Origin of the sequence: Flavobacterium sp. (genome assembly GCF_044339515.1) — a bacterium.
Lineage (GTDB): Bacteria > Bacteroidota > Bacteroidia > Flavobacteriales > Flavobacteriaceae > Flavobacterium.
In genome coordinates, this window is the sequence record NZ_JBIIVK010000041.1 from 23,895 (window position 1) to 34,187 (window position 10,293).

8 protein-coding genes are annotated in these 10,293 nt (G+C 35.9%); 4 read left to right on the forward strand and 4 right to left on the reverse strand.

Features of this window, described 5'->3' with window-relative positions:
• The first annotated feature begins 144 nt into the window (after positions 1–144).
• A complete protein-coding gene (locus ACIQ0M_RS11345) occupies positions 145–1,101 on the forward strand; it encodes a Fic family protein (protein WP_396152307.1) in 957 nt (318 codons plus the stop codon).
• A 166-nt stretch (positions 1,102–1,267) separates the two neighbouring features.
• Here ACIQ0M_RS11345 and ACIQ0M_RS11350 read toward each other — a convergent pair whose 3' ends face one another.
• The 3 genes from ACIQ0M_RS11350 to ACIQ0M_RS11360 all read right to left on the reverse strand — a co-directional run bounded on the left by ACIQ0M_RS11350 (position 1,268) and on the right by ACIQ0M_RS11360 (position 7,371).
• Positions 1,268–5,548 carry a CotH kinase family protein gene (locus ACIQ0M_RS11350; RefSeq protein ID WP_396152309.1) on the reverse strand — a complete coding sequence of 1,427 codons (4,281 nt, stop codon included), beginning with the start codon at positions 5,546–5,548 and terminating at the stop codon, positions 1,268–1,270.
• A gap of 372 nt (positions 5,549–5,920) precedes the next feature.
• Positions 5,921–6,823: an IS3 family transposase gene (locus ACIQ0M_RS11355; protein WP_396152311.1), complete on the reverse strand. Its 903-nt coding sequence runs from the start codon at positions 6,821–6,823 to the stop codon at positions 5,921–5,923.
• A gap of 2 nt (positions 6,824–6,825) precedes the next feature.
• Positions 6,826–7,371: a hypothetical protein gene (locus ACIQ0M_RS11360; RefSeq protein ID WP_396152313.1), complete on the reverse strand. Its 546-nt coding sequence runs from the start codon at positions 7,369–7,371 to the stop codon at positions 6,826–6,828.
• Positions 7,372–7,597: 226 nt separating this feature from the next.
• On the opposite strand from ACIQ0M_RS11360, the gene ACIQ0M_RS11365 reads away from it, so the two are divergent.
• The 3 genes from ACIQ0M_RS11365 to ACIQ0M_RS11375 all read left to right on the forward strand — a co-directional run bounded on the left by ACIQ0M_RS11365 (position 7,598) and on the right by ACIQ0M_RS11375 (position 9,689).
• Entirely contained in the window at positions 7,598–8,179 is a 582-nt protein-coding gene (locus ACIQ0M_RS11365; protein WP_396152316.1) for a Crp/Fnr family transcriptional regulator, read from the forward strand.
• 79 nt (positions 8,180–8,258) lie between these two features.
• Entirely contained in the window at positions 8,259–8,831 is a 573-nt protein-coding gene (locus ACIQ0M_RS11370) for a hypothetical protein (protein ID WP_396152318.1), read from the forward strand.
• A 3-nt stretch (positions 8,832–8,834) separates the two neighbouring features.
• Complete coding sequence (locus ACIQ0M_RS11375) at positions 8,835–9,689, forward strand: SDR family oxidoreductase (RefSeq protein ID WP_396152320.1); 855 nt, start codon at positions 8,835–8,837, stop codon at positions 9,687–9,689.
• A 92-nt stretch (positions 9,690–9,781) separates the two neighbouring features.
• On the opposite strand, the gene ACIQ0M_RS11380 is transcribed toward ACIQ0M_RS11375, so the two are convergent.
• The coding region (locus ACIQ0M_RS11380; protein WP_396152322.1) for a transposase at positions 9,782–10,293 on the reverse strand (512 nt) is incomplete at its 5' end.

A 10,293-nucleotide genomic window follows, 5' to 3' on the forward strand; every position in this document is an offset into this window, starting at 1 on the left:
AGCATGTGCCAACTTTGGATAAGGAAGACCTTCGCATAGAATCGTGCAAACTTCGGATATCGGGGTTTGCGATGAGTTATGAGCTGTAGCTTTTGATATTCCGGACAAAATTTATATCTTTGATAGCATCAAATGATAGCATTAATGAAACCACCCTATGAAATAACTCAGACCATTTTAAAACGTGTAACTGCAATTTCTGAAAAGATTGGCGAAGTAAATGCTACTTATTTAAACAAGCAATCTCCCACCCTACGCAAGCAAAATAAAATCAAGACCATTCATTCTTCTTTACAAATTGAAGGAAACACGCTTTCACAAGAACAGATTACTGCTCTACTGGAAAACAAAAGAGTTATTGGTCCTGAAAAAGATGTAACAGAAGTTTTAAATGCAATTAAAGTATATGAAAACTTAGAAAGTTTTACATCAACTGATGAAAAATCATTTCTAAAAGCACATCAATTACTGATGAAAGGATTAATTACTAATCCGGGAAAATATAGAACGAAAAGCGTTGGAATTGTAAAAGGTGTTGAAGTTGCTCATGTTGCCCCACCTTATGCTAACGTTCCATTTTTGATGAAAGATTTATTTACTTATCTGAAAAAATCAGATGAAATAACGCTGATAAAAAGTTGTGTCTTTCATTACGAAATGGAATTCATCCATCCATTTCTTGACGGAAACGGAAGAATCGGAAGATTGTGGCAAACAGTTATTCTAATGGAAAAATATCCGGTTTTCGAGTTTTTACCTTTTGAAAGTTTAATCAACAAAACCCAAAAAGAATATTACGAATCTTTAGCATTAAGTGACAAAGCCGGAAATTCAACTTTGTTTATAGAATATATGTTACAAGTAATTGACCGATCACTTGGTGAACTTTTAAATTTTACAAATCGCACACTGAGAGATATGGACAGAATCGACTATTTTTTAAAAATTTCATCAAATCAATTTACCAGAAAAGATTATATGAAAACATTCAAAGCTATTTCAACTGCGACCGCATCGAGAGATTTGAAAAAAGCGACAGAACTAAATCTAATAACAAAACATGGAACAGATAATAGAACGTTTTATACAATAAACAGTTGAGCTAATAACTGCCCCCTTGCTACCAAAGTCTCATCAGTATGCATCAATAATCTTGTAAGTAAACAAGAAAAGAAACAAGGTAAAATTTAATATTTTAAAAAGACATCAAAAAAAGGGTTTAACTTTCGATAAAAGCTAAACCCTTTTTATAATTCTGATAAAAAACTTATTTCTTAATCACTAATTTAAACGTATCATTCCAATTCTCGCCACTCACTTGTAACAAATAAATACCATCAGAAAGGTTGGCTGTTGGAATTGTTGCTTGTGTTGTTGCATCTATCGTTAACGTGGAAACGGATTGACCCAAAAGGGTGAAAACCTCCACCTTTTGAACAGGTTTTGCACTGATAAGATTCACTTCGTTTTTGGCCGGATTCGGAAACAATTGCAACTGGGTAATTGTTGGGTTGTCCACACTCAACGGCAATGGAATCCCTTTTAACGTGATGTTATCAAATCGGTTGTTTCCGTTGGAGGCAATAGTATTTCCTTCAAACGTAATCCTAACTTTAAAATTAGGGTTATTATTAACACCCGGAATAGCGGTGAAATCCAATTGTATTAAATTAAAAGTCGTAAGTACATCAAATTCGGTAGTGGTTAATCCTGCTTGCGTAAAATTGATACCATCCAAACTGTAGGAAACAATATTTTTCAATTGCCCTTGGTTGGTTCGCATCACAGCATAATCAAATTTGATGTTTTGATAACCAGTTGTTGGCAAGTCAAATACCAAACTTCTGTTGACAGAAGGATTGCGAACTCTGGCAATTCTTCCGGCGGCTTCACCCAAATGTAAATTGATTTCAGAACCTTCATTGTTAGAATCAATGTCTCTCTCTCCGGTTCCGTTATAGGTCATCAATGGAGCTGCTTCTTCAATTAATTGGTAATCGGCCGGAATCGTAGTCACATCTTCAGGGTTATCAAAAGCATTAAAATGCCAATAATAAATCAAATCGTCACCCGTTTGAGTAGGATCAATAAAATGAGCGGTTACTTGTGTAGCTTGTGATAATTGTAAAACAATATCCGGATTTTCTTCATTCGGTTGAATTACCGCTCCATCCACTTCCCAGTGGCTAAACACAAATCCGCTATTGGCTTCGGCTTTTAAAAGGGTTTCAATGTTTCCAAAAACCTGAGCTTGAAACGGATAACTTGCCAACCACTCTGAATTCATTTTTATTCTTCCTGTATTAGCGGGTTGCACATTAAAGGTGGTAGCAAAAGGGCCAGTTAAATTATAACACTCCCCTATTCCTGTATTCATTAAATACGCACATCGGGTAGATAAAAATTCACGGGCATCTGCAACATTAGTTTGCCATTGCGTCATGTTTCCTCCCCATCTGGCAATCTGCCTCGGCATTTCGGGAGCAATAACAGCAATCATTTCATCATAAAGCTGTAGTATGTTTTCACATGATAAATGGGTGTTAAGCAAATCGGCATAGCGTGTCACATACATTTGACGGGCAGCCGGGTTTTCTTGAATTAATTTTCTAAGGGTTTGGGTGTGACCGTCGCCCACATTCAAATTTTCTACCTGACACGGATCGGCTGTAGCGGAAACATCCGGCATACCGGTAAAATTAATATAATGACCTAATGCGGCATCCATGTCCCAAAGAGTGTACCGCCATTTTTGGGCTTCTCCACTAGGGTCTAATCCTCGCCACCAACCGGTGTTGTAATTCAACCAATCGCGTGATACCACAAACGAATTAATCACAAAATAATCAATTAAACTGTTAATGTTAAGTTGACTGTTTACGTAATCAAAATGTTGGGCCTCGCCCATATTGTTGTCTTGAACGTACTGCACTAAACTAGTCCAGTCTGAAATGGCAGGAGCATTTCCGAATTCCGCTTCTGTTCCACCCCACGTTTTGATGTATTGCAGGTAAACATCACTTCCATTGAATGTGTGATCTTGACCGTAGTAATGGTCGGTATAATCGTTATCATCTACCTTTTCTCTTAAATCATAAACGCCCCAATAGGCACCGTTTACAAATAAAGAAATGTGTGTAGAACTTCTTTCATCCAAGTCTAAACCAATTTTTTGTGATAACGTTTGAATAAATGGATCTCGAATATGGGCTCCATCCGCTTCAAACGGATAATTATCACTGGCACCCGCTTTTACCATCAAACGGGAAAAACGTGTTCGATTCGATGTTTCAAAAAACTGATGTTCCAGGCGTCTTTTGTAACCGTGGTCATCACGAGAAACAAAATCAACACCGCGTTGCGGATAATTCCATGAGTCATTCCCGTGTTTGTCAAAATCACCTAAGTTTTCATCGATGAACGTTCCGTCGTTTTCAAAATATTCAAAATGAGCTAAGGGTCGTAAGGAATCATTACCTCCGAATAATTGCGACAAATTAGCATCACCGGCAAATGAAAATACGGGAAGAGTAGAATTTTCGTTGATAAAATAAGTATTGGTTTCTATAAAACCGGGTAAAATTGTTGGGTCTGAACTAAAAGCACGTGCCCTCACAACCGTTGTGGCATTCAATGTAACAGGAGCCGTATACAACGGAGATGTATTGGTTGGTGTTGAACCGTTTGTGGTATATCGAATCACTTCATTTTCACCGGTGGAAGTCAACGTAAACGTTACAGAACCTTGGTATCGTCCGGGTTGTAAATCAAAGGTCGGTTTAGTCGTATAAGTGGTAAAACCGCCCGAATTGGTTCCGCCGGGAGTTGGAGCAGTGAAGACTTGCCACGTATTGGCTCCGTCTGTGCTTCTTCCATAGGAATGATTGGTTTGGGTAACAAACATGTCAAGTGATTCCAAAACCACTCCGTTAGGGTCGGCCAATACAATTTGATCGGGTCGCAATTGCGTCAAGTTAAAATTTGAATACAAAACCGTTCCGGAGGAAACATCTCTTCGAGTACAATAGACCAATACACGACTATTCGGTGGAATCACACCGTTTTGAATTTGCCATTTAGTAGGATCTGCTGCATCATTACTCAAATGATAACCTGCCAAATTAAAATAGGTATCCGGATTAGCATTATACAGTTCTATCCAATCCTCGGTTCTGCCAAATCCATCGGTAAAGCTTCTGTTGGACGCTGAATATTCATTGATAAAAATTGGTCCATCGCCAAATTCCAATGTTCCATAGGTTACACTAACTTCTCTTCGGTTAACAAAATTAAAGGTAGCATTACAACCGGAGCCACCCCAAACTCGTGAAAAATGAAAAGTAAAATCTATTGTACCGGTTGACGTCACATTAGCAATATCGCTATTGTTGATGGTATACGTAAAAGAACCTCCTTGATCACCTGTTCCCGAAAAAACAGCGGTCTCTCCATTCGGACCCGAAACAAAACTACGTTGGTCTGAAATCCAGGCATCAGTGCCGGCAGTAGCTATAAAATCATAATTAATGTCGGAATACAAAACCGTTTGACCCGCCGGAACAGCAACTTGTAAGGTACTTTGCTGAAAATTAGGAGCAAAACAAGTGTTGACAATGGCATTGTTTTCAATCGAAATCACGGGGTCGATGGTGATGGGATAAACGCGTTCCGGTGCGGTTAAATAAGCAGCTTCAATAATGGTTTGCAACGTATAGCGATTGCCCGCTTGTGGAATCACTTCATATACCGCTTCATAAGGTACAAACGTATGTCTGAACTTTTTTTCAACGGGTTTTGCATCAGAAACAATCGGATGATGAAACGAAAAAACAGTTTGTCCGTTGGCATCTACAATAAACAATTGATTGATTTTTTGTGCAGAATTGTACCCCATTTTAAAGGAAAATCCGGTGGGAAGTTCCAGTTGTTCTTCAATAATGAATTTGTTGAAGGATGTTGGAAATTGCTCTTTGTTGTTAAGGATATAATCGCTCTTTATTGCATGATTATAGAAGGTATATCGCTTATCGATGTGTTGTACATAATTTGTAAAATTCAATATATTGGACGATTCAATAGTGGGTTGCGTCGTTGTATTTCCGATTTTTTTGAGGAGTTGGTTGTTTGCATCCACAAAAAGAAATTGAACTTCCTTGCCCAACTTGATTTCGTTATCCCGATTAAAAAGTGACAAAACTTGTTCATTTTTATCAAATTGAACATAAGGGTCTTGAACAGGATACACCAATTGATTGGCTAGATTGCTGATGCGATTTTCCTTGGTCAACCAAAATCCGTTTTCGTCTTGATAATGAAGCGGCGATGCGGATTGAACTGTGGTTTTGGTTTTATTGGTATTCAAATACGTCTTTGCATACTCGCTTCGCAAATGCACTAATTCGTAAGCAACATCTTGAAATCCCGATGTTTTGGGATGTTTTCCCAACTCCGGGTGTTGCACATGAGAGGCGGGAATTTGCCTATACTGCTGTGCAAAACTGAATTGGACACAACAAAGCACTAAAATGAATAATGTAATTTTTTTCATTTTTCTACAATTTTTTAACCGTAAAAATAAGGAAAAGGCTGAAAAAATAAAAATTTTTTCCAGACTGGTGCAAATTATGGCTTACGATTAGTCATTACTTCTGTTGAACTTCTCACTAAAAAACAACTTTTTTAAACTATACATTGTCTTTTCTTTTGACGGCATTTGACTGGATTTGACACCATTTGACACCATTTGAGTGAAAATGACGATTTTCTTGACTTTTAGAGGGGTTTTGTTCGGTATTTGTTCGATACTTGTTCGAACGGGCTTCGGAAAAAGGGGGTGTTTGACCCGTCCTAAAATAACTATACAGGTTATTAAATAAATCCTATTATAGTTATACAAATATAATTCTTAATCCTAAAAATACTATACAACTGTTTTTTCATAATTAAAACTTCCATTATAATTCTTCCATCGTTTGTTTAATTTATCTGATTTCAAATGAGCTTGGTTAGGGGTTAAATAATCACAACTTGCATGAGGTCTTAATTCATTATAAGACTTAATGCTTTTACTTACTTGATATCCTGTTTGGTCAAAACCCAAGGTGCTAGAGTAAAGATTAAATTCTGTTTTAATAATACCATTTATTCTTTCTGCTAATGCATTTTCATATGGATCTCCATTTTCGGTCATGCTAATACCGATTTTGTTTTTTAGCAATAAATCAATATAGTTGTGAGAACAATACTGTGAACCTCTATCAGAATGATGGATGATTGATTCATTATACAGTCTATTATTTAGAGCCATCTTCAAGGCTTCAATGCAACCTTCAGCAGCAAGGTCTTGACGAAAACTATAGCCCATTATCTTTCTAGAATACGCATCTGTAATTAAACTTAGATAGCCCCATTGATTGGTTAATCGGATATAAGTAATATCACTTACCCAAACCTGTTCTGGTCTTGTTATTGCAAGTCCTTTTACCAAATTACTATATTTTCTCATCCAATGTCTAGAATCAGTGGTTATAGCTTTTCTTTTTCTTTGACGAATCAACAGTTTATGCTCTGACAATAAATCAAATAAATAATCCCTGCCAAAAGATATTTGATGGGAGATCAACTTATTTTGTATTACATAGTGTAACTTTCTAGTTCCCAGTCGCGGCAAGTCTTTTCTGATGTTAATTACTTCTTGAAGGATAACATCTTCTTTGACTAAACTACTCTCTTTTCGCCATAAACTATCGTAATAAGCGTGCCTTGTTTTGCCAAACAATCGACATAAAACAGCTATTCCTATCTTAGGGAAGTCTTGTTTCATTTTTAAGACTGCTTGGCACCAGACTTTTTTCTAATATCAATTTTAAGTTGGTCTTCGGCTACATCAATTAGCGTGTTCAAGGCTTTTATTTTAAGCTCTGCTTCTTGTAAAGCTTTTTGCAAAGCTTCTTTTTCTAAATCTTTTAAAGATGATTTCTCTTTAGCCATTGGAGAAGTGTTTTCAATACAAATTTCGACTTTTTCTGATTGATATTGCTTAATCCATTTACGAATTAATCGCTCATCCTTAATATTATAAGCCGTTTTAGCTTCCTTAATGGTCAATCTTCCTTGTTCAATGGCCGTGACAATTGTTCGCTTCTGAAGGTTTGAATAGCTTCTTCGTTTAATATTTTCATGGTAATCGGGTGAGCCAAAGTAACGCATCCAACTATCTAACGATGTTTTCCCTAAATCATAAATCCGAAGTGCTTCTTTTCTGGGAAGTCCATTTTCAACTTCTTTGACGATTTTTAAAATTAAGCGTTTGTCAAAACGGCTCTGCTTGTGCTCTCGTAAAGCATAAATCTCTTGATCTTGGTGTTCCATATACACTTTTTTTGTGTATAGCTATTTTAGGACAAGACAGTTTTCCGAACAAATGTGGAATGAATGTGGAAGAAAACCCGAAAAAACTACTTTAACCTAAATCCAGAACACGCTGTAAATGAATAAATCACAAAAATGAACTTGTTCTTTTGATAAATAAAAAAAGTTGTATAAACTTGCGTATATTTACTAGTTAGGTGCAAGCTTAAAAACAGACTAAATAACATTGGAACAAAGACTATTACAATTAAAGCAAATTCTGACCTACTTGGTTGACATTCCCGAAAGTGAAATAAGTAGTGCACTTAATTACTTTAAGTCTGCTTCATTTCAAAAAGGTGAAAACCTACTTTCAGAAGGACAGATTTGTAAAAATCTATATTTCATTAATTCGGGGCTGACTAAATCATATTTACTCTATGACGGAAAGGAACATATCCGACAATTTGCTGCAGAAAATGACTTTGTAGTTGATCTTGGGAGTTTTTTGTCTCAAAGCAAATCTGCCTTTTTTATTCAGACACTTGAAAACACAGAGACACTTAAAATATCATTTGAAGATTTAGACAAACTATTCAATTCTTCATTCAGCTTTATGAAATTAGGAAAGGTTATTGCAGACCGTTCTACCATAAATTTGATAAAACGCAGCGTTTCATTGGTAAAGGATGACGCTAAACACCGCTATTTAGACTTCATAAAGGAAAGGCCTTCATTAATTCAACGAGTTCCCCAATTTATGATAGCTTCTTATTTAGGCATCACACCTGAGAGTTTGAGCCGAATAAGAAAAGAAATTTCGGGATAAAACCATTTCTTACCATACATCAATTTACAAGATTTTTATTGTATTGACATTTGCAGTGTAAATATTAAACACTGTAAAAATGAAAAAAATAACTATAGTAACAACAGCATTTCTTCTGTTGTTTGGAGTTAAAAACTCCAATGCACAAACAAGATCCTTTGAAATTGAAACGGATCCAACTTCGTTTTTTACTAAAGGTTACAACTTCAACTTTGGATATTCTATCCCTCATTGGGCTATTCGTCTAGTTCCGTATAAATCGGAATTGCCTGAATTTATACATGGCAATAAGGACTTCAAACAAAACATGCTTGGAGTAGCATTTGACCTTGACTATTTTTTCAAAGAGAACAACAATGGTTTGTTTGTTGGCCCTGTTGTAATATACTCCATAGACGAAATAGAAAATAACTATAATCAAAAAATAACCAATGACCAATTGTTGGCTGGGTTAAGGATTGGTTATAGAATTATGCCATTTAAAAAGCAACGGGAATATTTGAACGGCTTTTATTTCACACCGTTTATTGCCCCATTATACGCTTTCGCAAAGGACGTAGCATTTACAAATGGAAATTCATTTGAATATAAACAATTCCAATTCTGGGGTGGAATTCATTTAGGCTACAGAATAAATACTCAAAAGAAATAGGATATGAAAAAAGTAGCAGTTATAGGAGCAACAGGTCGTTTAGCTTCAGTGGTAATTAATGAAATGGTTGAAAACGGTATTTTAGTTAAAGCTTTGGTTCGTAATATTGAAAAGGCAAAAAAGTTACTGCCATCAGAAGTTGAAATTATTAAAGCTGACCTTGAAGATGTGCAATCTTTAATAAGTGGACTAAAAGATGTAGACTACGTATACTTGAACCTTTCAACAGAATATCCCGACAGCAAATTTCAGCCTGAATTTGACGGTGTAAGAAACATCCTCAAGGCTTGTGAGCAAAACGGTATCAAAAAAATATTTAAGATTTCAGGATTAGGTGCATATCGCAAAGACTTTCCTCAAGGAAAAACTATTTTCGTCAATGAAATACGAAGTAGAGGACAAGAACTAATTAAACAATCAAGAATACCTTATACTTTTTTCCACCCATCATGGTTTATGGAAAGCCTTGAATTGATGTTTCAAAAAGGTAATAAATTAAATGGTTTTAAAACAATAAAGTATCCCATTCATTGGATAGCAGGAAAAGACTATGCTAAAATGGTTGTTAAAGCAATAACCACAAATACTGAAATAAATAAAGATTATATAATGCAAGGACCTGAAGCCATCACCATGCATGACGCTTTGGTAAGATATAGTAAAACATTCACCCCTCCTTTAAAGGTTTCAGAAACTCAAATTGGCTTGATAAAGTTCATAGGAATATTTGTGCCAAAATTTAAAATCATTGGAATGATGGGAGAATACTTTAAAGACTTTAAGGAAGAATTCATTGCCGAACAAACTTGGAGTGAACTAGGTAGACCAACGTTTACAATAGAAACCTTCCGAAAATAAAGCCAGCACCTAACATGGGTAACCGTTGCACAACCCCTTCAAAAAACTAAATTTTCAATCTAATCATAAAAAACAACCTCGTTTAGTGCTTTCTAAGCGAGGTTTATTTTTGGATTAAAGATGTTGTTGTTTAAAAAATGTAGACGTAAAAACGTTCGTTTTAACTTCAAAAAAGTGACTTTTATAGAAGTGTTTACCTTCCCTTGATTGATTGATACAACTTGGGCTTGGCTTTTTGGTTTTTTGCCAATAAACTTGAGGTATTTCTTCAAGTTATACGTCATAGCGGCCATCAAAACATGTTTGTTGGCTTGTTTTATTCCTCGGGTATTGACTCGCTTCATGTTGAGAAAGTTAATCAGCGTTCCCAAAACGGGTTCAACGGTTTTACTTCGCACCTTGACCATTCGTTTGGCATAATCGGGGTTTTGAGTGAGCTTTTGGTGCATCTTGTCATAAAGCTCTTTGTGGATGCTATCGTCTATCTTCTTGAAATTAGTTTTCATTCCACAACATTGCTCTCGAAGTGGACACTTCTTACAATCACTTTCACTACTGCGGTAGGTGCGTTTGGTATAACCTTTTGGGTCTGTTTTTTTACCTT

Excerpts from the sequence above, each read along its gene's own strand:
- ACIQ0M_RS11355 (WP_396152311.1), bottom strand. The coding sequence starts at position 6,823 with ATGAAACAAGACTTCCCTAAGATAGGAATAGCTGTTTTATGTCGATTG.
- ACIQ0M_RS11345 (WP_396152307.1), top strand. The coding sequence starts at position 145 with ATGAAACCACCCTATGAAATAACTCAGACCATTTTAAAACGTGTAACT.
- ACIQ0M_RS11350 (WP_396152309.1), bottom strand. The coding sequence starts at position 5,548 with ATGAAAAAAATTACATTATTCATTTTAGTGCTTTGTTGTGTCCAATTC.
- ACIQ0M_RS11370 (WP_396152318.1), top strand. The coding sequence starts at position 8,259 with ATGAAAAAAATAACTATAGTAACAACAGCATTTCTTCTGTTGTTTGGA.
- ACIQ0M_RS11375 (WP_396152320.1), top strand. The coding sequence starts at position 8,835 with ATGAAAAAAGTAGCAGTTATAGGAGCAACAGGTCGTTTAGCTTCAGTG.
- ACIQ0M_RS11360 (WP_396152313.1), bottom strand. The coding sequence starts at position 7,371 with ATGGAACACCAAGATCAAGAGATTTATGCTTTACGAGAGCACAAGCAG.